Here is a 25,467-nt window from a genome sequence, read left to right as displayed (position 1 = left end):
ATCTAATTTAGTAAGGAAGATAAGTTTATGGATGAAGAACATTTAAGAACTCTTATCCGGGCAATTATTAAGGAAACCTTGAACCCTAATCTGGTGCCGATTGGTGTTTCTAACCACCACGTTCACCTGAGTGAAGAAGATTTTCAAACATTATTCCCTGGTCAAAAGATTGAAATGCTGAAGAAGCTGCGTCAACACGCCGACTTTGCTGCCAAGCAGACGGTCGACTTGGTTGGACCAAGTGGAACAATTAAGAATGTTCGGCTGATGGGTCCTTATCGTAAGCATTCTCAAGTCGAAATTGCGCGGTCCGAAAACTTTACCTTAGGCATTGATGCACCAATCAGAATGTCTGGTGACCTTGATGGCACACCAACCATCAAAGTTCGCTCACCATATGCTGAAATCGAAATTCAAGGGGTGATTGTTGCTAAGCGGCACATTCACATGAGCCTTGAAGATGCTAAGCGTTTCGGTGTTAAGCTTGGTGATCCAATGCAGGTTGAAGTTGATGGCGATGGCGGTCGGAAGACGATTTTCGACGACGTTGTTGCCCGTCCGCGGGAAGACTTTGTTCTTGAAATGCATATCGATACCGACGAAGCAAACGCTGCTAACGTTGGATTAGGTAACAATTCTTACGGCAAAGTGATCATTAAAAAGAAGAACTAGTCGTTCAAGAAAAGTTAAGGGGGTGGATTAATGGATGACCTATTAAAACAGGTTATGCAACGGTTAAAGGAACGTGAACAGACAAGCACGGAAGTATCATTTAACCCTCAAGTAACCCCACCTAATGAACAAGTCTTCTTAAAAAACGGCAAAGTTGTTCTGAGAAATGTCTCGATTCGTTTAATTAAAGATTTATATTCGATGGACAAAGAAAGTGCCTGGGTTAACTGGGTACTCGAAGGAATTGCCTTTGATGTGAAGTTTTATTTCTTAATTACTGAGCAGATGGTAAATTTCATTCCACGGATGATGATTTTAGACTGGCCGATCTTATTTGTTGTTGATAACGAATCGCCGGTGATTGCCAGTCATAATCGGGTTATTACAAGAAATGATGTTGCTGTTCACCCAGATAAATCAATTCTTGTCAGATACCAAAAACAGCTCATTACTGATGAGGCCGTTGATATCTGTAACTATAAACAAATTAAAATAAAGATTAGGACTGAAGAAAATTGTATATGGCGAGAGTAGTAGGTAGTGTTGTTGCAACACAAAAGGATCCATCCTTAGTCGGAAAAAAATTAATGATTGTTCAACAAATTAATTCCGACCAACAACCAGTGCGGTACGAACAGGTGGCCGCTGATACGGTGAATGCCGGAATCGGCGACAACGTTCTGATCGTGCGTGGTGCTGGTGCGCGGCGGGCCGACAAAGGACGCGACAATGGTCAGGACAGGGATGTTAACGACTGTACAATTGTTGGAATAATTGACCGTTTTGACAAATAGTGCATTGGAGGAATCAGGATGGCTATTTACACAAAGGGCGGTGACAAAGGGAAAACAAGCTTATATGACGGCACGCGAGTTTCAAAAGATTCATTACGGGTTGAGACCTACGGAACCTTTGATGAATTAAACGCCAACATTAGCTTGGCTGATAAGTTTTGTGAAAGCAAAAGAAATAAGAAACTCCTGCAGCAAATTGAATATAAGATGTTTTTCCTCCAAGGTGAGATAGCTACAGAGAAGCGACAGCATTTCATTGATAACAGCAAAATTATTACTGATGCTGATACCCATCAACTGGAAAGCGTGATTGATGAGTATACTGCCAAATTGCCTCCTGTTAATAGCTTTATCTTACCAGGCTCAAGTACTGCCGGTGCACAACTTCATGTTTGTCGGACTGTATGCCGCCGGGCAGAACGGCTTTTCGTCAGACTGTCGAAAGACGTTGAATTCCGCCCGGAGCTTGAGCGATATATCAATCGTTTATCCGATTTCTTATATATTATTGCTCGTGATGAAGACTATGAAGATTTATTAAATAACGTAACTGATAATGTCTTGAAGATCTATCAACGTTATCAGGCTAAAAAGGATGTGCGATAGGAATGAACGAAGAACAAATTAGCAAGATTGTTGCGAGCGTTGTAAACGGCAACCATGCTAAGAATTTATTTGATCGTCACAAGATGGAAAAGGTAATTGATGCGGCCGTTGCCCGGGCCAATGAAATTGGTGTCGGCGTAACCATCGCAATTATGAAGTCTGATCAAGTATTACAGATGAGTTACCATATGCCAAATGCTAACTTGGTAAGCTGCACGCTTGCTCCCAAGAAGGCATGGTCGGCTCTGGCAATGAAGGAACCTACTAAGGACATTAGCAAGGACATTCAGCCAGGTGCTGGTTTATACCAGATGGAAACCATGCTTGATGGACGCTTAGCATCATTTGCCGGCGGTATTCCATTGAAGATTAACGACGAAATTATTGGTGCAATTGGTGTCAGTGGTGGATTGGTTGAAGAAGACCAATCAATTTGTGAAGCCGCTGTCGCAGAGTTCTTAAAGGAGAGTAAGTAATATGCAGAATGAACAAATCGAAGCTGCAGTACGTAAAATTCTGGCTGAAGAATTAAGCAATGCTAATTCTTCAACTGGCGCCGCAGTAAGTCATGACGACGGTCACCATGGTATTTTCTCAAACGTTGATGACGCTATCGCTGCCGCAAAGGCTGCCCAAGAAGTTTACCGCGACAAGCCAATCGCTGTTCGTCAGCAAGTAATTGACGCAATCAAGGAAGGCTTCCGTCCTTACATTGAAAAGATGGCTAAGGACATCAAGGAAGAAACTGGTATGGGGACTGTTCAGGCCAAGATCGCTAAGTTGCACAACGCCTTATACAACACCCCAGGCCCTGAAATCCTGCAACCAGTTGTTGAAAACGGTGACGGTGGGATGGTAATGTACGAACGGCTGCCATACGGTGTTATCGGTGCCGTTGGTCCAAGTACGAACCCTTCTGAAACGGTAATTGCCAACGCCATTATGATGCTGGCCGGTGGGAACACCCTTTACTTCGGTGCTCACCCTGGTGCAAAGAACATTACCCGTTGGACGATTGAAAAGATGAACGACTTCATCGCTGATGCAACTGGCCTTCATAACCTGGTTGTAAGTATTGAAGCACCAACGATTGAATCCGTTCAAAAGATGATGAAGCACCCAGACATCGCCATGCTGGCCGTTACTGGTGGCCCTGGCGTTGTTCACCAGGCTCTGATCAGTGGTAAGAAGGCCGTTGGTGCCGGCCCAGGTAACCCACCGGCAATGGTTGATGCAACGGCTGACATTGACTTAGCTGCGCACAACATTATTGCTTCTGCTTCATTTGACAACGATATCTTATGTACCGCTGAAAAGGAAGTTGTTGCCGAGAGCAGCATTAAGGACGAACTGATCCGCAAGATGCAGGGTGAAGGGGCCTTCGTTGTTAGCCGTGAACAAGCTGACAAGTTAGCCGACATGTGCATCCAAGACAACGGTACGCCAGACCGGAAGTTTGTTGGTAAGGATGCTACTTACATTCTTGACCAAGCTAACATCCCATACACTGGTCACCCAGTAGAAATTATCTGTGAACTGCCAAAGGAACACCCACTGGTTATGACTGAAATGCTGATGCCAATCCTGCCAGTTGTTTCTTGCCCAACCTTTGATGATGTTCTGCAGACTGCGGTTGAAGTTGAAAAGGGCAACCACCACACTGCTACTATTCACTCCAACAACCTGAAGCACATCAACAACGCTGCTCATCGGATGCAATGCTCAATCTTCGTTGTTAACGGCCCATCTTACGTTGGTACTGGTGTTGCCGACAACGGTGCTCACTCAGGTGCTTCCGCATTGACCATCGCTACACCAACTGGTGAAGGTACTTGTACCGCCAAGACCTTCACGCGTCGTGTTCGGTTAAACTCACCACAAGGATTCTCAGTACGTAACATGTACTAATGGGAGGCGTAATTAATGGAAAAATTTAGTATGCCAACCCGGATTTATTCAGGAACGGACAGCTTGAACGAGCTGGAAACGCTCCACAATGAACGAATCCTGATGGTTTGCGACTCATTTTTACCAGGCAGTGATACGCTTAAGGAAATCCAGAGTCACATCAAGAGTGACAACAAGTGTGAAATCTTTTCCGACGTTGTTCCTGATCCACCGCTAGACAAGATTATGGAAGGTGTTCAACAATTCTTGAAGCTGAAGCCAACCATTGTCATCGGTATCGGTGGTGGTTCAGCAATGGACACCGGGAAGGGGATCCGCTTCTTCGGTGAAAAGCTGGGCAAGTACCAAATCGACAAGTACATTGCCATTCCAACGACTTCTGGAACTGGTTCAGAAGTTACCAATACGGCTGTTATTTCCGATACCAAGGAACACCGGAAGGTTCCAGTAATGGAAGACTACTTAACGCCGGATTGTGCCTTGCTGGATCCAAAGCTGGTAATGACTGCTCCAAAGAGCGTTACTGCCTTCTCAGGGATGGACGTTTTGACCCATGCTCTGGAATCATTAGTTGCTAAGGACGCCAACTTATTTACGATTGCGCTGTCCGAAGAAGCGATTGATGCGATTACCAGTAACTTGGTTGAATGCTACCGTCACGGTGACAACGTGGAAGCACGGAAGATCGTTCATGAAGCATCCAACATTGCCGGGACGGCCTTCAACATTGCCGGCCTGGGAATTTGCCACTCAATTGCTCACCAATTAGGTGCTAATTTCCACGTTCCGCACGGCCTGGCAAACACGATGCTGTTGCCATACGTTGTTGCTTACAACGCTGGCCAATGTGAACCAGCCCTGCACCGCTTTGCGATTGCAGCGAAGAAGGCTGGGATTGCCTCACCAGGGATGGGTGACCGGGTTGCCGTTAAGCGTCTGATCGCCAAGATTCGTGAGATGGCTCGTCAAATGAACTGTCCAATGACTCTGAAGGCATTTGGCGTTGATCCAGCGAAGGCTGAAGAGCTGACTGACACGATCATCGCAAATGCCAAGAAGGATGCAACGTTCCCTGGTAATCCAGTGGTTCCATCAGACGATGATTTGAAGAAAGTCTATGAATCTGTTATTCGTTAATTTACCTTTATTTGGAGTGATTTGATGTCAAAAAAGATACTTGCAATTAATTCTGGTAGTTCATCAATTAAGTTCAAGCTTTATTTAATGCCAGAAGAAAAAGTTTTAATTAGTGGTGCCGTTGATAATTTGGGAGCTTCCGATAGTCAATTTTCTTACAAGACTGATAAAGCTAGTGAAACTAGGCAATTACCAATCAAAGACCATTCAGAAGGGATTCAACAGATCATTGAGATTCTTGAGACCAGTGGGGTTGTCAAGGATCGGTCTGAAATCTACGGTGTTGGACACCGGATTTCCCACGGTGGTAATTACTATACACATGCAGTTGAGGTCACTCCAGAGGTTGAAAAGCGAATTGACGAGTTAAAGGTTCTCTCTCCACTTCATAATCCAAATGGTTTAATTGGAATCAAGGCATTTGAGAAGTTCCTACCTGATGCTAAGGAAACAGTTACTTTTGATAATTCATTCCACCATACAATTCCAAAAAAGGCATATATGTATGCTCTCCCTTACGAATTCTACGAAAAATATCATATTAGAAGATACGGTTTCCATGCTCCTTCCCATCAATATGTTTCTGAAAAGGCACGTGAGCTGTTTGGCCCTGAACAGACTAAACGGATGATTACCTGTCACCTTGGAAACGGGGCTAGTATCTCAGCAATTCTTGATGGCAAGTCCGTTAATTCCTCAATGGGCTTTACACCGCTTGCCGGGGTTGTTATGGGAACCCGGTGTGGGGATATTGATCCTGAAATTATCCCTTTCCTGGAAGAAGAACTCCACATCGATTCTCATGAAATGCGGCGCATCATGAACGAAGATTCTGGTCTGAAAGGACTTTCCGGTGTTTCGAACGATGAGCGTGAAGTTGAAAAAGCAGCGAAGAACGGGAATGAACGTGCACAATTAGCGCTTGACGTCTTTGTTCACTCGATTCAGCAATACATTGGTGCCTACACCACTGATCTGGAGGGTCTTGATACGCTTGTCTTCACGGCGGGGATTGGTGAACACTCAGCTTTCATCCGCAGTGAGATCTGCAAGCGCCTTGGTTACCTCGGAGTCAAGATTGATGAAGCTAAGAACAAAGAAAATGCATTGAGCATTGAGGCGCCGGATAGCAAAGTCAAAGTGGCCGTTATTCCGACTAATGAAGAAATCATTATTGCGCGCGATGTTATGAAGGTAACACAAGCGCAGTAAAGGATGGAGGATGTTGTTTATGGAACGACAAAACATCCAAAGAACGATTCAAGAATATGTTCCAGGTAAACAGGTGACATTAGCACACGTTGTCGCTAATCCGACTCCTGATATCTACGAAAAATTAGGAATTCAAGCTCCTAAGAATGCACTTGGCATTCTAACCATTACGCCAAGTGAAGCATCTATAATTGCTGGTGACATTGCGACCAAGTCGAGCAATGTGACCCTCGGATTCATCGATCGTTTTAGTGGATCCGTTGTAATTGTAGGAGAGGTTTCTGAAGTAACATCGGCTCTCAAGCATGTTATTGATAAATTGCATACTCTGTTAGGGTTTGATATTCCTGAAATTACACGAACATAGCAAAAGATGCATTCACTTACTATTAATTTATGTAGGTGGATGTATTTTTTTCGAAAGGAGGGTCGACAACTAAGATGGCAGATCACAAACGGATACTGACGTTTAAGGACGGCTTTAATTTCCGTGAACTGGGCGGTTATCAGACCGCTAACAATGAAACAATCGCGTACCACAAACTGGTGCGTTCGGCCCATTTAGCTTACTTTGAGCGAGCCGAGCAACAGGCACTCTATGATTATGGCATTCGGACGGTAATTGACTTTCGGTCTTCTTCGGAGGTTGCCTTGTATCCCGATCAGCTGGATGCCCGGATTAAATACCTGCGGATCCCGGTTTTTGATAACGATATTACCGAAAGTAATGATGAGGAAATCAACAAGACTCGTCAGCACTTTTCACAGGATCCTCAGGCGGGCTTTAAGCGGATGATGCATGTCTACCACCAATTTGTGATCGACGAGCAGGCACAGGGCGCCTTTCACCGCTTCATGCAAACGCTGTGTGCGGTCTCAGCCAAGGGTGGCGTAATTTTCCACTGCTCAGCGGGGAAGGATCGAACCGGCTTGGCCGCGGTCTACCTGCTAAGCATTCTGGGGGTTCCGGAGCAGACGATTTATCAGGATTATATTTTGACAAACCGAGCTTCGGTGAAGCGGATCAAGGAGCGGCTGCGCTTTGGTGCCAAGGCCGGCCTTGGTGAAAATTATCTTCGCTCGATTTACGATCTTTCCACGGCTAATAAGCACTACTATGATCAGGCGCTTTCGTTGATCAACGCCAATTACGGGGGGATGCAAGCATATCTCCGTGACGTTTTACAGATTAGCACGCCGATGATTGAGCAGCTCAAGTACCTGTATTTGCAAAAGTAGCTTAATCTCATTGCCGATAAAGACAAAAAGATGGGCAAAAGTTTAGCAATCAGTGCTAGGCTTTTGCCCATCTTATGATTAGTCTACTTCCATGGCGGGAAGATTCTTGAGGAGTTGGTTTCGCTTACTCCAATTGAGCTTCGTGTATAATTTAAGAACAAGGATTGACTGTTCGGCCTTCAAGAAAATTTCAAACGGGTGATGGAAGATGACAACTTTTTTCTTAATTCGGCATGGGGAGACTTTTGCCAATCGCTGTGACTATCTCCAAGGAACACTAGACAACGAGATGACCGCATTGACTGCCAAGGGTTTGTTTGAAGCGCAGCGCTACCAACACTTACTACGAAGGCAGCGGTTTGACTGTGTCTATACCAGTCCCCTCAAAAGGGCGGTCAAGACCAGTCAGATCATTTGTGCCCAAAGTGAATTGACGGCGGTCGTTGACGAACGGCTCGTCGAAATTTCCTATGGTCATTGGAACGGAATGGCGATTGCGACGCTCAAGCGCCAGTATGCCGACTACTTTGATCGGGAAACTAACGACGTTCGGCCGTCCTCGGTTCAAATTAGCAATGGTGAAAGTTTTGACCATGCCCGAAGCAGGCTGCAATCCTTTCTCGCTGAGATGGCGCACCAGCATCCACAAGCAACGGTACTAATCATAACCCATGGGTGGATCATTAAAAATATCGTTGCCCTCTGCTTGGAGAATAGCAATGGTGACGCTTTTAAGAATCCGCGCAATCTGAGCATTAGCAAAATCACCATCGATGGCGACTCGGATAAGCGGAGAGTCTGTTACTATAATCGGATTTTAAAGAAGGCTGATGGTGGATAATGAGCTTGCCAACAATTGTGCTGGCCTTTATTGGCTTAAACATTGATACATTTATCGCCCTGCTCTTTATCTTGCACAACTATGACTATCGCGTTCCGATCTGGGGTTTTAGCGCCGCGACAATCCTCCTCTGGGTCCTTGGGGTTGTGCTGGGAAAAACGATCGCCCTCCTGTTTCCGGATTGGATTACCGGTCTGATGGGAATTGTCTTGATTGCGCTGGCCCTTTTTGGCGGCGGGGAGCAACAAAGAACGGTCAAGGGGAACTTCTCCTCGATCTTTCTCTTCTGCCTGAGCCTGGGCGGCGATAATCTCGCGGTTTACATTCCGTGGGCAGTGAAGCTCAGCTGGTTGAACGTTCTCTACATCGGCGTCGTTTTCGAAATTGGCGCCGTCCTCCTGATTATTTTAGGAAAACAGATTGTGGATGCCCGGTCGATCGCCTACTTATTAGAAAAATATGGCGAATACGGCAGCCGGGGCGTCTACTTTCTGGCGGGTTTGTACATCATTTGGAGCAGTCACCTGTTCCCCCACCTTTGGGCCTTAATTTAACTCCTTTTCCAGCTGATCGATGTTGATATCTTTGACCGCCGAGATGGGGATGACCTTCTTTACGCCGGCACTCAGCAGCAGCTTCTTAGAATATTCAATGTCCTGTGGGTCGGCGGCAAGGTCAATTTTGGAGACCACACCGAGCGTGGGTTTATTAAACATTGAGCAGAAACCGGCGGGGAAGACTAGGCGCTTGTCAATCACGCTTTGGAGCAGGACTACGATATCCGCGTCCATCGAGGTGACCCGTAGCGTGCTCATCATGTTGTGATGTTCGATGTATTCACCCGGTGTGTCGATAATGTTTGAGGAAAATTCAATTGCCTGGGTCTTGTTGTACTTGATCTGGTGGTTTTCGATTCGCTGGGTCAGGGTGGTCTTGCCACAGCCAATTGCACCAATAAACATTGTTCTCTTCATGTCTAAAACATCTCCATTAATAATTATTACAAATTATTACAAATTATTGCGTTCAGTATGTATTATAATAAAAGCGGTTACACATAGCCATTAATAATTAGATTGTGAGGAAGTTTATTTATGCTAACAGCACACGTGGTTTATGCAACGATGACGGGGAACAACGAGGAAGTGGCGAAGATCGTTTGCGACGCCCTCGCCAAACATGACGTTCAGGTTACCGAGACGGAGATTTCCCAGACGGATATCGATGACTTTGTGCAGGCCGATATTTTGGTTGTCTGCGCATATACGTACGATGAGGGTGCCATGCCAGAAGAGGGCCTTGATTTTTATGATGACCTGCAGGATGCCGACCTTCGGGGAAAGGTCTACGGGGTTGCCGGTTCTGGTGATAAGTTCTACGGTGAATTTTTCAACGCCACGGTCGATCACTTTGACGAAGCCTTCAAGGAAGCCGGGGCAACCGCGGGCGCCGAGAAGGTCAAGATTGATTTGGAACCGTACGAAGAAGATGTTGAACGACTAAATAAGTTTGCCGATGGCTTAGTGGAAACGGCTAAGCATCTGTCGGCTTGAAAGGATGATTTAAAATGACGAGTGTTGGGGTTTTAATCGGTAGTCTGAGCAAGGACTCGTATAGCAGGAAGGTGGCCAATTATTTTACTTCCCTGCCGAGTAATTTAACCTTTGTGGAGTTAAATTATTCCATCCTGCCACTCTACAATCCGGACTTTGAACGGACGAACACGCCGATGGAATGGCAAGCCTTCCGTAAGGCTGTTGATAGTGTCGATGCCTTGATGATTGTAACGCAGGAATATAACTACTCAATTCCTGGCGGCCTTAAGAACGCGCTGGACGTGCTCTCCGTTCCGTCCCCCAACCAGCATTTGATGGGCAAGCCAGTCCTGGCAATGACCGATTCCGCGGGTGAGAAGGGTGGCATTATCGCCAACGCCCACCTCCATCAAATTCTTCGTTACTTGGGGATGCGAGTAATGAACTGCACGATTGCGATCGGCAATGTCCAGTCGGTCTTCAAGGACGGTCAAAATCATGATCCCCACTTGGCCCAGCAATTAAAGCAGGACATCCGCGACTTTGAACGCTTTATTACCGAGACTAATTTGCCGGCCGAGGCCTGCATCGACCTCCACGATCACTTTAGTTATCAACCAGGCAAGGAGCTTGCCTTGCTAAACGATAATGGCGACAAGATCGCGACGGTGGCCATCAAGAGCCTGAACGGCAACGTGGTCTCGATCGAAGAGGTTTCGGTTAGTGAAAACTACCGGGGCCAGGGAATGGCAAACAAGATCATGACGATGTTTATGTGGCTGGTCGAAGGGGCCGACTGTCAGGTCGAGGCCCATTGCCAGTTTGCTAAGCACTACTTTGAAACCCATCCACAGTTTAAGAACTTCTTACTTTAAGAAGCGGAAAGGAAAAGGAACTCCAGCAGCCAAGATTGCTTGGCCGACTGGGGTTCCTTTTTGCGTTTAACGAAAAATGTCTTTGCTGTTGCGGTAAAGGACGTCATTCTCTTTGGCGAGGTAATTAGCGTAGCGGGCAGCGGCGAAGAAGTAGTCGGAGAGCCGGTTGATAAAGGCGAGAACGTCTTCGTTGATCGCTTCCTGTTGCTTTAGGGAAACGATTTGGCGTTCGGCTCGCCGCGTGATGGTCCGGGCATAGTGCAGGGCGGACGCTAACTGGGTGCCGCCAGGGAGAATAAACTTTTTAACGGCAGGAACGGCACTGGTGTAGGCATCAATCTTTTTTTCAAGCCAAGCAGTGGGCTGCTCCTTTTCAAAGATGAAGTGGTGGCGCTCATCTTCGGCCGGGGTGGCCAGGTCGGTTCCACAGTCAAACAGTAGCTGCTGGATTTCTTCGAGTTCGTCTGCCAAGACGGCCGTTTGCTGGTCGATCAGCGAGCGGGTGTAGCCGACCCACGAATTGAGCTCATCGATTTCACCGTAGGCTTTGACCCGCGGATCGCTCTTGTAGCGGATTTGCTTGCCAATGATCCGGGTCTGTCCTTTGTCACCAGTTTTTGTGTAGATTTTCATTGTCACAGTTCCTTTCACTATTTTGCCCTAAGTTTACACTCATCCAGGATCACAAATGTTCGTTTTAACGAAATACAACAAGATATTGTTAGCTAACAATGGATATTACAATTTTACGTCGCCGGATCGAAAGACTTATTCACTAGAATAGTCTAAAATATCAGAAAAAACACAAAGAAGACAAGAAAATGCTAAAATGGCGCATCGAAAAATTGCGATCGTTTTATTTTTGGCTAATTTGCCAACTAATAACGCTAAATTGTCGAATGTGGCAAACACCATTGCACTTAGTTGGTGAAAATCGTAATTTATTATATGTGAGAAAACGTTTTCTAATCAGAATAAGTAGGTGAGATTGTTGGAAAAAGAAATACACCATGGTGGCAATATCGAACAAGCAGCGGAAAAGTTGGGAATCCCGGTGGAAGAGGTCAACGACTTCAGTGCCAATATCAACCCCTTAGGTTTTCCTTCTGATCTGTGGAACGTCTTGGTTCAATCCTTTGCAAACATTGAGGTTTATCCTGATCCAGACTATCCAGAGTTAAAAAAGGCGATTGCCGAGCATCTCGCAATTGATCCAGTCGATGTTTTTGTTGGCAATGGTGCGACCCAGGTGTTGGACGAGGCAATCTGTGCGGTCAAGGCGACGGATGCCTTAATCCTGGCCCCAACCTTTGGCGAATATGAACGCTTATTCAGCCGGCAGGGGACCCGTGTTCATCACTATCGTTTGCAGGAAGCAGACGACTTTGCCTTTGAAATGACTTCGCTGATCGACTTCTTAAAGGAGCACCACGAGATCAAGGTTGTTTGCCTAACTAATCCAAACAACCCAACGGGGCAATTGATCTCTTCGCGGGACCTGCGCAAGCTAACCGACTTTTGCAACAAGCATCATCGACTACTGATTCTGGACGAATCGTTTATCGACCTCACCGTCGGCCAGCAGAAGAGCTTTATCAGCGAGCTGACCACCGATGATCAGGTTTACATCATTCGGGCGGCGACGAAGTTCTTTGCCATTCCAGGCTTGCGGCTCGGCTACTGCGTGACGAAAAATCAAAAGCTGAAGCAGCAATTGGCATTCCAAGAAGACACCTGGTCGGTCAACGGCATTGCGGATGTCTTTGGTCAGAACATGTTCCGGGCCAAGAAATATATTCAATTGACCCATGACTGGCTAAACGTTCAGCAACCGGCACTCTATAAGGCATTACAACAGGTGAAAGGGATCAAGGTCTTCCCAAGTACGACGAACTTCTTCCTCTTTAAGTGCGCTGATCCGGCATTGCGGGAAAAGCTGCTGAAAAAGCACATCATGATTCGGCAATGTGACGATTACGTTGGCCTCGGACCGGATTATTACCGGGTCGCGGTCAAGGGCCCTCAGGATAACGTGATGCTGGTGAACGCATTGAAAGAAATCTTGGGCAGTGAAGAACAATGAAAAAAATCATGATTGCAGGGGTCACGAGTGGTTCCGGCAAGACCACGGCTGTCTTGGGAATCCTCAAGGCTCTTCAGGGAAAATATCGCATCCAGTCTTATAAGGTCGGGCCTGACTATGTCGACACAAAATTTCACACCCGGATTACGGGACGCCCGGCACGCAACCTTGATAACTACCTGATTCCTGATAAGCAGACGCTGAGCTATCTCTTTACCGCCGATACTGCTGACGTTGACCTCGGGATCGTCGAGGGCGTGATGGGATTATACGACGGCCTGGGGACCGACAAGGACGCCTATTCAACCGCCAGCATCGCCAAGCAGCTTGACATTCCGGTCGTCTTGGTGATCAATGCCCGGGCGACCTCGACGTCCGCCGCGGCGATTCTCAAGGGCTTCCTTGATTTCGATCCACAGGTACCGATTTGTGGCGTCATCATCAATAACGTCATGAGTGCAAACCATTATCAATTAGTTGCTGGCGCCATCCGCCGTTACCTGGACGTGCCGGTGTTGGGATACCTTCCGCACAATCCAAAGGTGGCACTGCCATCCCGTCAACTTGGGTTGGTTCCAGATGACGAACTCGCCGGAGTTGATGAAAAAATTGCGCTGATTGCCGAAGAAGTCAAGCAGCACGTTAACTTGGACCAACTAGTGACGTTGGCTAAAACGGTGACGGTGAAGGAAAAGGATCCCTTTGATGTGCCACCAGTCAAACTGCGGCTCGGGATTGCACAGGATGAAGCCTTCAGCTTTTACTATGCCGACAACCTGAAACTCCTCAAGAAGGTTGGCGTGACCCTGGTACCGTTTAGCCCGCTCACGGATCACAAACTGCCGGCCGTCGATGCGTTTTACTTTGGCGGCGGCTATCCGGAAGAATTTGCGGACCAGTTGGCGGCCAATGAGGAGCTCAAGGCGGCCATCAGAAAATTCTCGCTTGCCAATCGACCAATTTATGCGGAGTGTGGCGGGTTGATGTACCTGGGCAAGTATCTGCGTGCAGATCAGAAGCGTTACCCAATGGTGGGCATTTTTGATGGTGAGAGCGCGATGACGCCCCGGTTGCGGAAATTTGGCTATTGTGTGGCGATTCCCCAAAAAGAAACCCTGCTCGGCCAAAAGGGGCAGCCGATTGTCGGTCATGAATTTCACCACTCAACCTTTGAACCGCTCGGTGATGATTTGCAGCCGGTGCTGACGATGAAGAAGGTTCGCGACCAGCAGGTAGTTGATACCTGGACCGGTGGTTATCAGGTCCGGCAGACCTTTGCGAGCTACCTGCACGTTCATTTCTATCAAGACCAGCAGCTCTTTACTCAGTTCTTGCAGAAATTGGGGGCTGAGCGGCAATGAAAATTGTAATTATGGTGGCTCTGGCATTCGTCCTCGACTTCTTGCTTGGGGACCCGCATTCGTGGCCGCACCCGATCAAGTTGATCGGTCGTTTGATTGGCTGGCTGACGAAAAAGTTTAACAAGCCGGAATATTCTGTGCGGAAAAGGAAAATGCTCGGTGTTTTAACCTGGCTGATCACGGTTGGCGGTTCGGGACTGGTCGTAGCATTGATCATGTGGATTGCTTCCATCAACGACTATCTCTACATGATCGTGGGTACTTACCTGTGCTACACGTGTCTGTCTGCCCGCCAACTGGCGATTGAGGCGGAAAAAATTATGAAGAGCCTTAAGGACAACGACCTAGATAAGGCGCGCCGACAGGTTGGCATGATTGTTGGCCGGGATACGGACCAGCTGAGTGCGGAAGGGGTGACCAAGGCAACCATCGAAACGGTGGCGGAGAACACCAGCGACGGCGTTATTGCCCCGCTCTTTTTCCTGGTCATCGGCGGCCCGGTGCTTGGGATGATGTACAAGGCTATCAACACCTTGGATTCGATGATTGGTTATCGCAACGAAAAGTACCGGGCCTTTGGTGAATTTTCTGCCAAGGTCGATGATCTGGCCAACTACATTCCGGCCCGGATTACCTGGGTGCTGTTAATCATTAGCAGCTGGCTTCTGCACGATGACACGCGAGAAGCGATTGCCGTTGGCGAGCGTGACCGCGAAAAGCACCTGAGCCCGAACAGTGCCTTTAGCGAAGCCGTGGTTGCCGGTGCCCTCCACCTTCAGCTTGGTGGCCCGCACTATTATTTCGGCCAGCTGATGAAGAAGCCTTACATTGGCAACGACCACCTCGTTGTGGCGGCTAATTGGCACCTGCGCCGCACGATCACGATGCTTTATATGTCATCGGTATTGGGCCTCGTTATTTTTGAACTAATTCGTTTATTAATCGTTTGGGAGTAAGAATATGGCAAAAAAAGATTACATTACCGTTCCACATCAAATTACGGATCGCAGTTTTCAAATTATCCAGGAAGAAATCGACAAGATCGATCCCAACTACCAATTTGAAAGTCCCCTCCAAGAGGCAGTCATGAAGCGGGCAATCCACACCACGGCCGACTTTGACTACCTGCAGAACTTGAAGTTTACCCATGGCGTCTTAGACAAGTTGAAGCATGCACTGGAAAACCACGGGACGATCTACACCGATACGACGATGGCCCTTTCCGGGATCAACAAACGGCGGTTGGACAAACTCGGGGTTAGCTACCACTGCTTGATTCGGGACCCGCGGGTAATCGAAATGGCGCAGGAAAAGGGCATCACGCGGTCAATGGCTGCCGTTGAGGTTGCCGCCCAGGAGGACGCACCCGAAAAAGTATTCATTATCGGCAACGCGCCAACCGCCCTTTGCAAGATTCTTGAAATGGTAAAGGAAGATCGGTTGCAGGTTGCGGCCGTGATTGGTGTACCGGTGGGCTTTGTTGAAGCTGCGGAGAGCAAGCAAGCTCTTTACGAGTCCAACATCCCAGCCATCGTTGCCCTCGGTCGAAAGGGCGGTAGCAACCTGGCGGCAGCCCTGATCAATGCGGTGATGTACAACATGGACATTGAGAAACTAGGTGATGAGTATGGCCGTCACACCAAATAACGAGTCGGAAGACAACTTCGTCTACTACAACGGCCGGAAGCTGCGCAAGGGCTTTACCACCGGCACCACGGCAACCGCAGCGACGGTAGCCGCAATCCGGACCTTGCTCAACCAGGAGGCACAGGAAACAGTGACCGTTCACGCCGCCAACGGCAAAGTAGCAATCTTTGACGTCGAGCAGACTGACTTTACGAAAGAAAAGGCTAGCTGTGCGATCAAAAAGGATGGTGGTGACGACCAGGATGCCACGGACGGTGCACTGATCTTTTCCACGGTCCAGTTACGTCCAGACAATGAGATTCACCTTGACGGCGGCAAGGGCGTCGGGCGGGTCACGCAGGCCGGCTTGGCCAACAAGCCTGGCACTCCGGCAATCAATCCGACTCCTCGGCGCGTTATCAAGGAAGCGGCGCGCAAGGAGCTCGGCCCGAACCGTGGCGCTGACATTGTGATTTCGGTGCCGGATGGCGAACGGATTGCCAAGCTGACTTATAACCCCAAGCTGGGAATCGTCGGCGGAATTTCCATTCTCGGTACCAGCGGGGTGGTCACCCCCATGTCGGAATCGAGCTGGAAACATTCGATTTCAATTGAGATGAACATCCACCGGAAGCGGGGCGATCAATCGATTGTCCTCGTTCCTGGCAACTACGGTGAGGACTTCGCCAAGGATGAGATGGGGATTCCAGCCGATCAAATTGTTCAGATGAGTAATTTTGTTGGTTACGTCCTGCACGAAGCCCAGCGGCTGCAATTCACCCGGGTTTTGATCGTCGGTGACCTCGGCAAGATGATCAAGGTTTCCGGCGGGATCTTTTCGACCCACAGCAAGGATGCGGACGCTCGGGCGGAAATCATGGTTGCCAACCTGGCCTTGATGGGTGGCGTACCGACGGAGTTTCTGCGCAAGATCTATGGCTGCCTGACGACGATTTCGATGATTAAGCTGATCAACGAAGCCGGCTACCAAAAGGTCTACCAGATGATTGTCGACAAGATTAAGCTGCGGACGGAAAAGCTCCTGGCACACCGGGAACCGCACGTCGAGATTGATGCAGTCATTTTCTCCCGGGAGAACGGCTTCCTGGCCGCAAGCAAACCCTTAGAAGAACTGAAAGGTGAATGGCAATGATTATTGTGGTTGGGATTGGTCCCGGCGATTCCGCACTGCGACTGGCGGGGACTGAAAAATACATCGAGCGGGCCGATACTGTGATCGGGTCCACCCGCCAGCTCGCAGCCTTTCCGCAGGTGCCCCAGGCAAAGAAAAAGGTCCTGCCGCACTTGACAGAACTACAGGATTATTTGCAAGCCAATATGACCAAGCAGATTGTCCTGCTCGCCTCGGGTGATCCCTTGCTCTATGGGATCGGCACCTGGGTCAGCAAGCACTTTCCTGCTGACCAGGTCAAGATTATTCCGGGTATCAGTTCGATCCAGTACCTCTTTCACCAACTGCAGCTGTCGATGAACGACTGCTACCTGACCAGCAGCCACGGCCGCCAGCCGGATTTCGATTTTCTGCTGCGCCATGAGAAGGTCGGGATGGTGACTGATCGGTACTTGGGACCGTATGAAATCGCTCAGGAGATTCGCAAACGTGGCCAGCATCGGCACATCTACGTTGGCGAGCACCTCAGCTATCCCGATGAGCGGATCAGTAAGTATGATGAACAAACGGTGGAAAACCGGGATTACGGAATGAACGTGGTGATTATTACTAATGCGTGATGAAGAATTTTTACGAAATAAAGTCCCGATGACCAAGGCTGAAGTGCGGGCAATCAGCATCGACAAGCTGGGCCTGGCAAATAAGCAGACCTTTTTAGACGTCGGCGCGGGCACGGGAAGCATTAGCGTCCAAGCGGCCCACGATTTTCATGACTTGGCGGTTACGGCAATTGAAATGAATCCAGACGGGATTGACATTATCAAGCAAAACATCGCGAAGTTTGGTTTAACCAATATTGAACTGATTAAGGGAATGGCCCCCGCTGACCTCCCGGATCGCAAGTTTGATGCCATCTTTGTTGGGGGCAGCGGCTCGCAACTTGAGCAGATCATTGATTATGCCAGTGAACACTTAACGGCGGGCGGAACGATCGTGTTGAACTTTATCCTGTTTGAAAACGCCATGCAGGTTGAAGAGTTGTTAGAAAAAGCCAATTTTAAGCAGATTGAAATGGTTGAAGTTGGTGTCTTGAGATGGCACCAGCTCGGGAAGGGGCACTTCTTCAAGCCCAACAATCCCACCATTATTGTTAGTGCTAGTAAATAGAAAGGATGATTAAAATGGCAATTGTAAGTTTTGTAGGTGCAGGTCCTGGTGAAACAGATTTAATTACGTTGAAGGGTTACAAGCTGCTGGCCGAGGCCGACGTTGTGATCTATGCCGGTTCATTGATCAACAAGGATCTGCTGAACTACTGCAAGGAGGGCGCCGAATTATACGACAGTGCCAAGATGACTTTGGATGACATCGTTGACCGGATGGAAGAAGCGGTCAAGGCAGATAAGTCCGTGGTTCGTTTGCAGACCGGTGACTTCTCAATCTACGGTTCGATTCGTGAACAGATTGAGGAAATGAAGAAGCGGGGAATTGAATACCAGTGCGTTCCCGGTGTCAGCTCCTTCTTAGGCGCCGCTTCCAGCATGGGGGTTGAATACACCGTGCCCGAAGTTGCCCAGAGTGTCATCATTACCCGGATGGCCGGCCGGACCCCGGTTCCAGAAAAGGAATCCCTGAAGTCCCTGGCCCAACACCAGACCTCAATGGTCATCTTCCTGTCCGTTCAGGGAATCAAGAAGGTTGTGGAACAGCTGGAAGAGGGGGGCTACCCAGAAGATACCCCCGCAGCAGTTATCTACAAGGCTACCTGGCCGGATGAAAAAGAAGTTCGGGGAACGCTGAAGGACATTGCCGAAAAAGTTCACGATGCCGATATTCGGCGGACGGCCCTGATCATGGTCGGCAAATTCCTGGGTGACGAGTACAATTACTCCCACCTTTACGATGCCGGCTTCAGCACCATGTTCCGGAAGAAGAGCAAGTAGTCAGCGATGAAACGGTTTGCGATTATTGCCCTAACGAGTACGGGCGCCGCGACTGCCCGCCGCCTGGCTACGGCGCTGCAAGCCCAGCCGCTGACGGTAGACCGATATTTTCCGCAGCGTTTGGCGCAAAATGGCGAGAATTACTACCGACGGGGTGAATTTACGGCGACAATGCACCGCCTGTTTAAGGAATATGACTGTGTAGTCTGCATTATGGCGACCGGGATTGTCGTGCGTTCCCTGACGGGGGTGATTATCGATAAGACGGTTGATCCGGCGGTGATCGTGATGGACGAACAGGCTAACCACGTGATTAGCCTGCTCTCCGGCCACGTCGGCGGGGCCAATGAATGGACCCGCTTAGTGGCACGCCTGCTCCAGACCGAGCCGGTAATTACGACGGCGACCGATACGGAGCATGTTCAGTCGCTGGACATGCTGGCCAAGCATCTAAACGGCTGGTACCCCAACTTTAAGATCAACACGAAACGCTTTAATCGGCTGCTGGCGGAAAAGAAACCGGTGGAACTCTTTATCGAACCCTACCTGACCAAGTACGTGGGTTCGCTGGCGGGGTTCACGGTCTTGGAGACGCCCGCGCAACATCAGGTAGGCACGCCCCTGGTGATTGTTTCCGATCATTCGCACTTTGCCAAGAATGCGGATGCAGTTCAGGTTGTTCCCCGGGTCAATGTCCTCGGGGTGGGCTGCCGAAAGGGCGTCACCAACGGAATGATGCAACAGGCTCTGACCGAATTTTGTACCGAACACCAGCTCTTATGGCGGTCGATCGGTCAGCTAGCTTCGATCGAGCTGAAACGCAAGGAAGGCGCGCTCCAATACCTGGCGACAACGTTAAACGCTGAGCTGGAATTCTTTACCGCCCAGCAATTGCAGGAGGCCAGCACCCATTATCCCGCCTCGCCCTTTGTCTTGAAGACAGTTGGGGTGGGTAACGTTGCCTGCGCGGCCGCCGATTTTGCGAGCGGGGCGCGGACGGTGACCAAGCGTTACGCGAACCATGAAATTACGATGGCGATGAGCCGTTTGAACGAAATTTAGGAGGAAAACAAATGTTATATGTAGTTGGACTCGGACCTGGATCCAAGGAATTAATGACCGAAGAAGCCCGGCAGGTGATTAAAGACACCCACACGATCGTCGGCTATGCGACCTACGTCCGGCTGATTGAAGACATGATTGAAGGCAAAGAATTGATCGTTACCGGGATGCGGGGCGAAATCGAGCGCTGCAAGAAGGCCCTTGAAATTGCCGCAACCGGCAAAGACGTGGCCATCATCTCCAGTGGGGACGCCGGAATCTACGGCATGGCCGGCTTGATCCTCGAACTGGCCGGCAAAATGGACCAGCACGTGGATGTCAAGGTTATCCCGGGGGTTACGGCCAGCATTGCAGCTGCCGCGCACCTCGGTGCACCGTTGATGAACGACTTCTGCCACATTAGTCTGAGCGACTTAATGACGCCTTGGGAAGTCATTACGAAGCGGGTGGACGCCGCTGCAAAGGCTGATTTTGTAATTTGCCTGTACAATCCACGGAGCAAGGGTCGTCCGCACCACTTACGGAAAGCCTTGGACATTATCCTGAAGTACAAGTCACCAGACACGGTTGTAGGAATTGGTAAGGATGTTGCCCGGCCAAAGGAAATTGATAAGATTACGACCATCAAGGACCTGGACGAAACCGAGATTAACATGACTTCGATCGTTATTGTCGGCAACAAGAACACCTACGTTAAGGATGGTCGGATGATCACGCCGCGGGGTTACACGCTATGATTTTATTGCTCGGTGGGACAAGCGAAAGTCTGGCGGTTGCAGATGTTCTCGCCAAGCACCAGCTTCCCTTTGTCGTTTCGGTAATTAGTGACTACGGGGAGGAGTTGGCAAAGCAGCACGCCCCAGCGGTGGTGAAGACGACCTTTACTGAGGAGAATTTTCCTGCCTTTTGTCGTCAACATCAGATTAACCTGATCCTTGATGCGACCCACCCCTTTGCCCGGGTGATTTCACAGCTGGCAATTGATCAGGCCAGCAAACTGGCGATCCCGTATTTGCGCTTTGAACGGTCGAGTGCGCTGAAGGCCGCGATCACTTTGAAGATGGTGGACTCCACGACAGAAGCCTGTGCCTACCTCAAAACGGTTTCCGGAAAGGTCTACCTGTCGACCGGCAGCAAGACCGCACCTGACTATGCCCAAAGCCTAGGTGTTGATCGGCTACACGTCCGAGTTTTGCCAACCACGCGGGTAATGACGAATTTGACGGCGGCAGGCTTTGTCGCCTCCCAGATTGACGCCTTGCAGGGACCCTTCTCGGTAGCGCTGAATGTTGAACTGTTTCGGCATGCCGGCGCGGACATCGTGGTCACGAAGGAAAGTGGCCGGCGGGGCGGCTTGCAAGAAAAAATCGCGGCCTGTGAAAAGCTCGCGATTCCGTGCGTGATTATTCGCCGTCCCCAGATTGATTATCCGCAGGTCGTTTCTAGTTTAGAAGAATTGAAAGCTTACTTGGAGGAAAACGATGAATGGTAGAGTAACCCTTTTAGGTGCCGGTCCCGGCGATCCCGAATTGTTGACGTTAATTGGTCGCCGCCGTTTAAGTGAGGCCGATGTTGTCTTATATGATCGTCTGATCGACCCATCATTACTGGCGTTTACCAACGACCAGGCCAAGCTGATCGATGTCGGCAAGCTTCCCCAGCACCACAAGGTTAAGCAATCAGAGATTAACCGGATGCTGGTAGACTATGCCCAGCAAGGTCAAAAGGTGGTCCGGCTCAAGGCCGGGGATCCCTATGTCTTTGGCCGCGGTGGCGAAGAGGCCCAGGTCCTTGAAAAGGCGGGTGTCAACTTTGAAGTCATCCCCGGCATCACGAGTGCAATTGCGGGCTTGGCCGCGGTCGGCATTCCGATCACCCATCGGGACTTTGCATCCAGCTTTCACATCATTACCGGTCATCACAAACAAGATGGTCAAAAGCAGCTTGACTGGGAAAACATTGCCCACCAGGAGGGCACGCTGGTCTTCTTGATGGGGATGGCCCAGTTCCCGACGATCTGTCAGCAGCTGGTGGCGCATGGTAAAGACCCGCAGACTCCGGTGGCGATTATTCAATGGGCGACGCAATGGCGGCAAAGGATGGCGATCGGTGACCTGACGACCATCAATCAAATTGTTGAAGAACAGCACCTTTCCTCGCCGGCCCTGATCGTGGTCGGGGATGTCGTGAAGTTGAGTGCCCAATTGAACGTTCAGTGGCCACTGCAAGGCGTCCATGTCTTAGTACCGTTCAGCAAGCAGCAGCGTTTATTTAACCAGCTGACGGACCGGGGAGCGACGGTCGACTTTTACCGGCGGGCGGTGAAGACGCCGCTGGCCGCTGACCTGACGGTTCTTGATGACGCCGCGGCTTTGCTTGTTGACAGCATCGCGGCGTATCGCCAATTTGTTCAGCTCTTGGTGGCCGCGGACAAGGATCTGCGTTGCCTGGCTGATAAGAAGATTCTGGCTGCCAACCGGGTAGTTGCCCGTCATCTGCGGGCGGCGGGCCTAATCGTCGATGGAGTCCTGCCGAATGTGAAGTTGCCTGATAATTTTGTCGAAATTGGCAGTGGGCAGGCGGTGGTTGCCGGCGGGACCTTCTTGGATCTCTACCAAAAACAGCCGCAGAAAATTTCCCTGCCGTTTGATTTGGCCGAGTTCAGCGCGGTGGTCTTCCCAAGTACGGATAGCCTGCATGATTTTCTGAACGCTTTGAGCGCAACGCAGCGCGGCGAATTAGCGGGACTAAAAGCATTCGTGATGGGACCGACAATTAAGCAGGCCGCCCAGGAAGCTGGTTTCCAAAAGGTAATTGACTGCCGGCCGAAAGTTGCGGCCACGGTTCAAAGAATTGAGGAGGAGTTTACGGTTGACTAAAAAAGCAATTTTAGCAGTAAGTTTCGGGACCACCTATCCGGAAACCCGGGAAAAGACCATCGGCGCGACCGAAAAAGCCCTGGGTAAGGCCTTTCCCGACTATGACGTTTTTCGGGCCTTTACGTCCAAGATTGTTCGACGGCGGATTCAGGAAAAAGAGAATCTAACGATTGACGATCCCGCCACCGCGCTGAAAAAGCTGGCCGCTCAAGGTTACGAAGAGGTGGTTGTCCAATCCCTCCACATTATTCCCGGGATTGAATACGGAATTGTCAAGCAGGTCGTGGCGGACTACCAGGATCAGTTCAAGCTTCTGCAATGCACGCAGCCGCTGCTGGATACCTTCGAGGACTTTCAACAAATGACGGATTTCCTCAAGAAGCAGAGCGCCTACCTGCCGTCCGGCAAGGCCATCTTGTGGATGGGTCACGGGACCGCCCACAGTGCCTTTACGACCTATGCCTGCCTTGACCACATGCTGATGGGCACCAAGAGCTACGTCGGCGCGGTCGAGAGCTATCCTGATATCGAGGACGAGCTCAAGCGCCTTGAACACGCCGGCATCAGCAAGGTCTTCATGCAGCCACTGATGATGGTGGCCGGTAACCATGCCCATAATGACATGGCATCCGACGAGCCGGATTCGTGGAAGAGCATCTTAAAGGATCACGGGATCGTTGCGCATCCGGTCTTGAAGGGCCTGGGCGAATATCCCGAGATTCAGCAGATGTTTGTTGAAAAGCTGACAACAACATTGAAAGGAGGTGAAATTGATGGCTAGTTTTTATGGAATTGGGGTTGGCCCCGGAGATAGCGAACTGCTGACGGTGAAGGCCGTTGAAACGATTAAGAAGCTCGACATTCTCTACACTCCCCAGGCACACCGGGGGAGCAAGAGTGTTGCTGAAAAGATCGCGGCGCCTTACCTGCCAGCTGATTTGACAATAAAAAAACGCCACTTTCCAATGGTAAACGATTGGGATACCAAAATGAAAAGTTGGCGTGAAATTGCTGCGGAGATCAAGAACGATGTTCAGGACGGCCAAAATGTTGGCTTCCTGACCCTCGGTGATCCATCCGTTTATAGCACCTTTAGCTATATCGCCGACATGTTAATGCAGGAAATTGACGTGCAGACGATTGCTGGGATTTCTTCCTTCAGCCAAATTGCAGCCAGTCAGTCGATTCCGCTGATGCTTGATGAGGAATCGCTGGAAATCGTGCCCGCAACCGCTGACGAAGAAAAGTTAGCTAAAATAATTGACCTTAATGATAACGTTGTCATTATGAAGATCGCCACTAATTTTAAAAAAGTTTTCCAGATTTTGCAAGCAAGAAACTTGTTAGAGAAGACAATTGTGGTCGAAAATGCATCGATGCCGACGCAACGGGTCAAAAAATTGTCAGATTACTCGGCAGATGATCAGCTGCCATACTTCACGACCGCATTATTAAAGAAAAGAGAAGGAAAATAGTGATGGAATTAGTTAAAAAATACCGTAAATTTTTAATGTTCCTGGCCATTGGTTTTGCATACGCGCTGGCCTACCCAACGACGGCACACGCGATGCATATCATGGAAGGAATGTTGCCACCGAAATGGTGTATCTTTTGGTTTGCAGTAGCCACGCCATTCTTTATCTATGGGCTATACCGGATGTACAAGATTGTGAACTCCGGTGTGCCGAACGCGAAGGTGATGCTGGCACTCTGTGGGGCCTTTGTCTTTGTCCTGTCATCTTTGAAGCTGCCATCAGTAACGGGTTCTTGTTCACACCCAACTGGTGTCGGCCTGGGGACTGTGATGTTCGGCCCTGGAGTTATGGCCGTCTTAGGGGTCATTGTGCTCTTATTCCAGGCCCTCTTATTGGCACACGGTGGTTTGACCACGCTGGGCGCCAACGAATTCTCAATGACAATTGTTGGCCCCATCGTTGGGTTTGCAGTTTGGAAGCTGTGCCGGGCACTAAAGGTTAACCGGTCTGTCTCCCTCTTCCTCTGTGCTATGTTTGCCGACTGGTCGACCTACGTTACTACTGCGTTCCAGCTTGCGATCGTCTTCCCTGATCCAAACGGGGGGGTTGGTGCGGCCCTGATTAAGTTCTTAGGAATCTATGCCGTTACCCAAATTCCGCTGGCAATTGCTGAAGGGCTGTTAACTGTGATTGTTTACAACTTAGTAATTAGTAACGATCTGTGGAAGGAGTCTGCTCTGCAATGAAAAAACGGACGAAAATCAATATCATTCTATTGATCTGCGTAATCCTGCTGGTTCTGATCCCGTTCATCTTTGTTAAGGGATCCTACGGTGGTAGTGACGACCAAGGGACGGAACAGATCAAAAAGTACGATCCAAGTTACAAGGTTTGGGCCCACCCAGTTTGGACGCCACCGTCGGGTGAAATCGAAAGTCTGCTCTTTACGGTCCAGGGTTCACTTGGAACGGGGGTTATCTGCTACTTTATTGGTTCAGCCCACGGTAAGAAGAAGGCTCTTGAAGCTAAGAGTAAGCAAGAGGCCGAACCAAAAACAGAAAAGTAGCGAAGAAAGTGGTGACTATTC

The 25,467-nt window shown here is 49.4% G+C and carries 32 protein-coding genes; 30 read left to right on the top strand and 2 right to left on the bottom strand.

Translation table 11 applies throughout. The annotated features are described in order from the left end of the window. The first annotated feature begins 27 nt into the window (after positions 1-27). The 12 genes from OCT58_RS01690 (at position 28) to OCT58_RS01635 (ending at position 8,963) form a co-directional block, all read left to right on the top strand. Entirely contained in the window at positions 28-672 is a 645-nt protein-coding gene (locus OCT58_RS01690; protein WP_267201101.1) for a phosphate propanoyltransferase, read from the top strand. 30 nt (positions 673-702) lie between these two features. Next, the gene (gene pduM / locus OCT58_RS01685; RefSeq protein ID WP_267201100.1) at positions 703-1,206 is read left to right on the top strand and encodes a PduM family microcompartment protein; all 504 of its coding nucleotides are present in this window, start codon (positions 703-705) and stop codon (positions 1,204-1,206) included. Further along, positions 1,188-1,466 (top strand): EutN/CcmL family microcompartment protein, encoded by a 279-nt coding sequence (locus OCT58_RS01680; protein WP_497529869.1) that lies wholly within the window; start codon positions 1,188-1,190, stop codon positions 1,464-1,466. Before pduM ends, OCT58_RS01680 begins: the two co-directional genes overlap by 19 nt. 18 nt (positions 1,467-1,484) lie before the next feature. Beyond that, positions 1,485-2,072: a cob(I)yrinic acid a,c-diamide adenosyltransferase gene (locus OCT58_RS01675; protein WP_267201098.1), complete on the top strand. Its 588-nt coding sequence runs from the start codon at positions 1,485-1,487 to the stop codon at positions 2,070-2,072. Positions 2,073-2,074: 2 nt separating this feature from the next. Further along, a complete protein-coding gene (locus OCT58_RS01670; protein ID WP_267201097.1) occupies positions 2,075-2,548 on the top strand; it encodes a GlcG/HbpS family heme-binding protein in 474 nt (157 codons plus the stop codon). Position 2,549: 1 nt separating this feature from the next. Further along, entirely contained in the window at positions 2,550-3,980 is a 1,431-nt protein-coding gene (gene pduP, locus OCT58_RS01665; RefSeq protein ID WP_267201096.1) for a CoA-acylating propionaldehyde dehydrogenase PduP, read from the top strand. 15 nt (positions 3,981-3,995) lie between these two features. Next, positions 3,996-5,117, top strand: a complete 1,122-nt coding sequence (locus tag OCT58_RS01660) for a 1-propanol dehydrogenase PduQ (protein ID WP_267201095.1) — start codon at positions 3,996-3,998, stop codon at positions 5,115-5,117. A 24-nt stretch (positions 5,118-5,141) separates the two neighbouring features. Further along, positions 5,142-6,329, top strand: a complete 1,188-nt coding sequence (locus OCT58_RS01655; RefSeq protein ID WP_267201094.1) for an acetate/propionate family kinase — start codon at positions 5,142-5,144, stop codon at positions 6,327-6,329. 19 nt (positions 6,330-6,348) lie between these two features. Beyond that, a complete protein-coding gene (locus tag OCT58_RS01650) occupies positions 6,349-6,696 on the top strand; it encodes a BMC domain-containing protein (RefSeq protein ID WP_267201093.1) in 348 nt (115 codons plus the stop codon). A gap of 74 nt (positions 6,697-6,770) precedes the next feature. Further along, entirely contained in the window at positions 6,771-7,568 is a 798-nt protein-coding gene (locus tag OCT58_RS01645) for a tyrosine-protein phosphatase (RefSeq protein ID WP_267201092.1), read from the top strand. A gap of 208 nt (positions 7,569-7,776) precedes the next feature. Further along, entirely contained in the window at positions 7,777-8,409 is a 633-nt protein-coding gene (locus tag OCT58_RS01640; RefSeq protein ID WP_267201091.1) for a histidine phosphatase family protein, read from the top strand. Next, complete coding sequence (locus OCT58_RS01635; protein WP_267201090.1) at positions 8,409-8,963, top strand: cadmium resistance transporter; 555 nt, start codon at positions 8,409-8,411, stop codon at positions 8,961-8,963. The genes OCT58_RS01640 and OCT58_RS01635 overlap by 1 nt, the downstream gene beginning before the upstream one ends. On the opposite strand, the gene OCT58_RS01630 is transcribed toward OCT58_RS01635, so the two are convergent. Next, on the bottom strand, positions 8,955-9,383 hold the full coding sequence (locus OCT58_RS01630; protein WP_267201089.1) for a EutP/PduV family microcompartment system protein: 429 nt from the start codon (positions 9,381-9,383) through the stop codon (positions 8,955-8,957). The two genes, OCT58_RS01635 and OCT58_RS01630, sit on opposite strands and share 9 nt — an antisense overlap. Positions 9,384-9,503: 120 nt before the next feature. On the opposite strand from OCT58_RS01630, the gene OCT58_RS01625 reads away from it, so the two are divergent. Beyond that, positions 9,504-9,962 (top strand): flavodoxin, encoded by a 459-nt coding sequence (locus OCT58_RS01625; protein ID WP_267201088.1) that lies wholly within the window; start codon positions 9,504-9,506, stop codon positions 9,960-9,962. A gap of 14 nt (positions 9,963-9,976) precedes the next feature. Then, on the top strand, positions 9,977-10,819 hold the full coding sequence (locus tag OCT58_RS01620; protein WP_267201087.1) for a GNAT family N-acetyltransferase: 843 nt from the start codon (positions 9,977-9,979) through the stop codon (positions 10,817-10,819). A 66-nt stretch (positions 10,820-10,885) separates the two neighbouring features. Here the strand turns inward: OCT58_RS01620 and OCT58_RS01615 are convergent, their stop codons facing one another. Beyond that, positions 10,886-11,452: a cob(I)yrinic acid a,c-diamide adenosyltransferase gene (locus tag OCT58_RS01615; RefSeq protein WP_267201085.1), complete on the bottom strand. Its 567-nt coding sequence runs from the start codon at positions 11,450-11,452 to the stop codon at positions 10,886-10,888. A 358-nt stretch (positions 11,453-11,810) separates the two neighbouring features. On the opposite strand from OCT58_RS01615, the gene cobD reads away from it, so the two are divergent. From cobD to OCT58_RS01535, 16 genes are read left to right on the top strand one after another with little or no spacing between them, the layout of a single operon-like run. Next, positions 11,811-12,902: a threonine-phosphate decarboxylase CobD gene (cobD, locus tag OCT58_RS01610; RefSeq protein ID WP_267201084.1), complete on the top strand. Its 1,092-nt coding sequence runs from the start codon at positions 11,811-11,813 to the stop codon at positions 12,900-12,902. Then, a complete protein-coding gene (locus OCT58_RS01605; RefSeq protein ID WP_267201083.1) occupies positions 12,899-14,263 on the top strand; it encodes a cobyrinic acid a,c-diamide synthase CobB in 1,365 nt (454 codons plus the stop codon). The genes cobD and OCT58_RS01605 overlap by 4 nt, the downstream gene beginning before the upstream one ends. Next, positions 14,260-15,219 carry an adenosylcobinamide-phosphate synthase CbiB gene (cbiB, locus tag OCT58_RS01600; RefSeq protein WP_267201082.1) on the top strand — a complete coding sequence of 320 codons (960 nt, stop codon included), beginning with the start codon at positions 14,260-14,262 and terminating at the stop codon, positions 15,217-15,219. Before OCT58_RS01605 ends, cbiB begins: the two co-directional genes overlap by 4 nt. Positions 15,220-15,223: 4 nt before the next feature. After that, positions 15,224-15,910 (top strand): cobalt-precorrin-8 methylmutase, encoded by a 687-nt coding sequence (locus OCT58_RS01595; RefSeq protein WP_267201081.1) that lies wholly within the window; start codon positions 15,224-15,226, stop codon positions 15,908-15,910. After that, positions 15,891-17,042: a cobalt-precorrin-5B (C(1))-methyltransferase CbiD gene (gene cbiD / locus OCT58_RS01590; protein WP_267201125.1), complete on the top strand. Its 1,152-nt coding sequence runs from the start codon at positions 15,891-15,893 to the stop codon at positions 17,040-17,042. Before OCT58_RS01595 ends, cbiD begins: the two co-directional genes overlap by 20 nt. Next, positions 17,039-17,641 (top strand): cobalt-precorrin-7 (C(5))-methyltransferase, encoded by a 603-nt coding sequence (locus OCT58_RS01585; protein WP_267201123.1) that lies wholly within the window; start codon positions 17,039-17,041, stop codon positions 17,639-17,641. The genes cbiD and OCT58_RS01585 overlap by 4 nt, the downstream gene beginning before the upstream one ends. Next, positions 17,634-18,188, top strand: a complete 555-nt coding sequence (locus tag OCT58_RS01580; RefSeq protein WP_267201080.1) for a decarboxylating cobalt-precorrin-6B (C(15))-methyltransferase — start codon at positions 17,634-17,636, stop codon at positions 18,186-18,188. Before OCT58_RS01585 ends, OCT58_RS01580 begins: the two co-directional genes overlap by 8 nt. Positions 18,189-18,202: 14 nt before the next feature. Then, positions 18,203-18,964, top strand: coding sequence for a cobalt-precorrin-4 methyltransferase (locus OCT58_RS01575; protein WP_267201079.1), 762 nt, complete (start codon positions 18,203-18,205; stop codon positions 18,962-18,964). Between the two features lie 6 nt (positions 18,965-18,970). Continuing rightward, the gene (locus OCT58_RS01570) at positions 18,971-20,026 is read left to right on the top strand and encodes a cobalt-precorrin 5A hydrolase (RefSeq protein ID WP_267201078.1); all 1,056 of its coding nucleotides are present in this window, start codon (positions 18,971-18,973) and stop codon (positions 20,024-20,026) included. A gap of 11 nt (positions 20,027-20,037) precedes the next feature. Further along, positions 20,038-20,763 (top strand): precorrin-3B C(17)-methyltransferase, encoded by a 726-nt coding sequence (gene cobJ, locus OCT58_RS01565; RefSeq protein ID WP_267201077.1) that lies wholly within the window; start codon positions 20,038-20,040, stop codon positions 20,761-20,763. After that, positions 20,760-21,518, top strand: coding sequence for a precorrin-6A reductase (gene cobK, locus OCT58_RS01560; protein ID WP_267201076.1), 759 nt, complete (start codon positions 20,760-20,762; stop codon positions 21,516-21,518). Before cobJ ends, cobK begins: the two co-directional genes overlap by 4 nt. Next, a complete protein-coding gene (cobA, locus tag OCT58_RS01555; protein ID WP_267201075.1) occupies positions 21,508-22,905 on the top strand; it encodes a uroporphyrinogen-III C-methyltransferase in 1,398 nt (465 codons plus the stop codon). Before cobK ends, cobA begins: the two co-directional genes overlap by 11 nt. Then, a complete protein-coding gene (locus OCT58_RS01550; RefSeq protein ID WP_267201074.1) occupies positions 22,898-23,686 on the top strand; it encodes a sirohydrochlorin cobaltochelatase in 789 nt (262 codons plus the stop codon). Before cobA ends, OCT58_RS01550 begins: the two co-directional genes overlap by 8 nt. After that, on the top strand, positions 23,679-24,380 hold the full coding sequence (locus tag OCT58_RS01545; protein WP_267201073.1) for a cobalt-factor II C(20)-methyltransferase: 702 nt from the start codon (positions 23,679-23,681) through the stop codon (positions 24,378-24,380). Before OCT58_RS01550 ends, OCT58_RS01545 begins: the two co-directional genes overlap by 8 nt. Before the next feature lie 2 nt (positions 24,381-24,382). Then, on the top strand, positions 24,383-25,126 hold the full coding sequence (locus OCT58_RS01540) for an energy-coupling factor ABC transporter permease (RefSeq protein ID WP_305069052.1): 744 nt from the start codon (positions 24,383-24,385) through the stop codon (positions 25,124-25,126). Further along, positions 25,123-25,446, top strand: coding sequence for an energy-coupling factor ABC transporter substrate-binding protein (locus OCT58_RS01535; protein ID WP_267201071.1), 324 nt, complete (start codon positions 25,123-25,125; stop codon positions 25,444-25,446). The genes OCT58_RS01540 and OCT58_RS01535 overlap by 4 nt, the downstream gene beginning before the upstream one ends. Positions 25,447-25,467: the final 21 nt, after the last annotated feature.

It is taken from the genome of Limosilactobacillus kribbianus (assembly GCF_026413145.1).
Taxonomy (GTDB): Bacteria; Bacillota; Bacilli; order Lactobacillales; family Lactobacillaceae; genus Limosilactobacillus; species Limosilactobacillus kribbianus.
Note: the sequence above shows the minus strand (reverse complement) of the source record. Positions and strands in the feature narration are given on the sequence as shown.

What these genes read in the sequence shown, in the direction of transcription:
- OCT58_RS01690 (WP_267201101.1), top strand. Translation starts at nt 28, where the DNA reads ATGGATGAAGAACATTTAAGAACTCTTATCCGGGCAATTATTAAGGAA.
- pduM (WP_267201100.1), top strand. Translation starts at nt 703, where the DNA reads ATGGATGACCTATTAAAACAGGTTATGCAACGGTTAAAGGAACGTGAA.
- OCT58_RS01675 (WP_267201098.1), top strand. Translation starts at nt 1,485, where the DNA reads ATGGCTATTTACACAAAGGGCGGTGACAAAGGGAAAACAAGCTTATAT.
- OCT58_RS01670 (WP_267201097.1), top strand. Translation starts at nt 2,075, where the DNA reads ATGAACGAAGAACAAATTAGCAAGATTGTTGCGAGCGTTGTAAACGGC.
- pduP (WP_267201096.1), top strand. Translation starts at nt 2,550, where the DNA reads ATGCAGAATGAACAAATCGAAGCTGCAGTACGTAAAATTCTGGCTGAA.
- OCT58_RS01660 (WP_267201095.1), top strand. Translation starts at nt 3,996, where the DNA reads ATGGAAAAATTTAGTATGCCAACCCGGATTTATTCAGGAACGGACAGC.
- OCT58_RS01655 (WP_267201094.1), top strand. Translation starts at nt 5,142, where the DNA reads ATGTCAAAAAAGATACTTGCAATTAATTCTGGTAGTTCATCAATTAAG.
- OCT58_RS01650 (WP_267201093.1), top strand. Translation starts at nt 6,349, where the DNA reads ATGGAACGACAAAACATCCAAAGAACGATTCAAGAATATGTTCCAGGT.
- OCT58_RS01645 (WP_267201092.1), top strand. Translation starts at nt 6,771, where the DNA reads ATGGCAGATCACAAACGGATACTGACGTTTAAGGACGGCTTTAATTTC.
- OCT58_RS01640 (WP_267201091.1), top strand. Translation starts at nt 7,777, where the DNA reads ATGACAACTTTTTTCTTAATTCGGCATGGGGAGACTTTTGCCAATCGC.
- OCT58_RS01635 (WP_267201090.1), top strand. Translation starts at nt 8,409, where the DNA reads ATGAGCTTGCCAACAATTGTGCTGGCCTTTATTGGCTTAAACATTGAT.
- OCT58_RS01630 (WP_267201089.1), bottom strand. Translation starts at nt 9,383, where the DNA reads ATGAAGAGAACAATGTTTATTGGTGCAATTGGCTGTGGCAAGACCACC.
- OCT58_RS01625 (WP_267201088.1), top strand. Translation starts at nt 9,504, where the DNA reads ATGCTAACAGCACACGTGGTTTATGCAACGATGACGGGGAACAACGAG.
- OCT58_RS01620 (WP_267201087.1), top strand. Translation starts at nt 9,977, where the DNA reads ATGACGAGTGTTGGGGTTTTAATCGGTAGTCTGAGCAAGGACTCGTAT.
- OCT58_RS01615 (WP_267201085.1), bottom strand. Translation starts at nt 11,452, where the DNA reads ATGAAAATCTACACAAAAACTGGTGACAAAGGACAGACCCGGATCATT.
- OCT58_RS01605 (WP_267201083.1), top strand. Translation starts at nt 12,899, where the DNA reads ATGAAAAAAATCATGATTGCAGGGGTCACGAGTGGTTCCGGCAAGACC.
- cbiB (WP_267201082.1), top strand. Translation starts at nt 14,260, where the DNA reads ATGAAAATTGTAATTATGGTGGCTCTGGCATTCGTCCTCGACTTCTTG.
- OCT58_RS01595 (WP_267201081.1), top strand. Translation starts at nt 15,224, where the DNA reads ATGGCAAAAAAAGATTACATTACCGTTCCACATCAAATTACGGATCGC.
- cbiD (WP_267201125.1), top strand. Translation starts at nt 15,891, where the DNA reads ATGGCCGTCACACCAAATAACGAGTCGGAAGACAACTTCGTCTACTAC.
- OCT58_RS01585 (WP_267201123.1), top strand. Translation starts at nt 17,039, where the DNA reads ATGATTATTGTGGTTGGGATTGGTCCCGGCGATTCCGCACTGCGACTG.
- OCT58_RS01580 (WP_267201080.1), top strand. Translation starts at nt 17,634, where the DNA reads ATGCGTGATGAAGAATTTTTACGAAATAAAGTCCCGATGACCAAGGCT.
- OCT58_RS01575 (WP_267201079.1), top strand. Translation starts at nt 18,203, where the DNA reads ATGGCAATTGTAAGTTTTGTAGGTGCAGGTCCTGGTGAAACAGATTTA.
- OCT58_RS01570 (WP_267201078.1), top strand. Translation starts at nt 18,971, where the DNA reads ATGAAACGGTTTGCGATTATTGCCCTAACGAGTACGGGCGCCGCGACT.
- cobJ (WP_267201077.1), top strand. Translation starts at nt 20,038, where the DNA reads ATGTTATATGTAGTTGGACTCGGACCTGGATCCAAGGAATTAATGACC.
- cobK (WP_267201076.1), top strand. Translation starts at nt 20,760, where the DNA reads ATGATTTTATTGCTCGGTGGGACAAGCGAAAGTCTGGCGGTTGCAGAT.
- cobA (WP_267201075.1), top strand. Translation starts at nt 21,508, where the DNA reads ATGAATGGTAGAGTAACCCTTTTAGGTGCCGGTCCCGGCGATCCCGAA.
- OCT58_RS01545 (WP_267201073.1), top strand. Translation starts at nt 23,679, where the DNA reads ATGGCTAGTTTTTATGGAATTGGGGTTGGCCCCGGAGATAGCGAACTG.
- OCT58_RS01540 (WP_305069052.1), top strand. Translation starts at nt 24,383, where the DNA reads ATGGAATTAGTTAAAAAATACCGTAAATTTTTAATGTTCCTGGCCATT.
- OCT58_RS01535 (WP_267201071.1), top strand. Translation starts at nt 25,123, where the DNA reads ATGAAAAAACGGACGAAAATCAATATCATTCTATTGATCTGCGTAATC.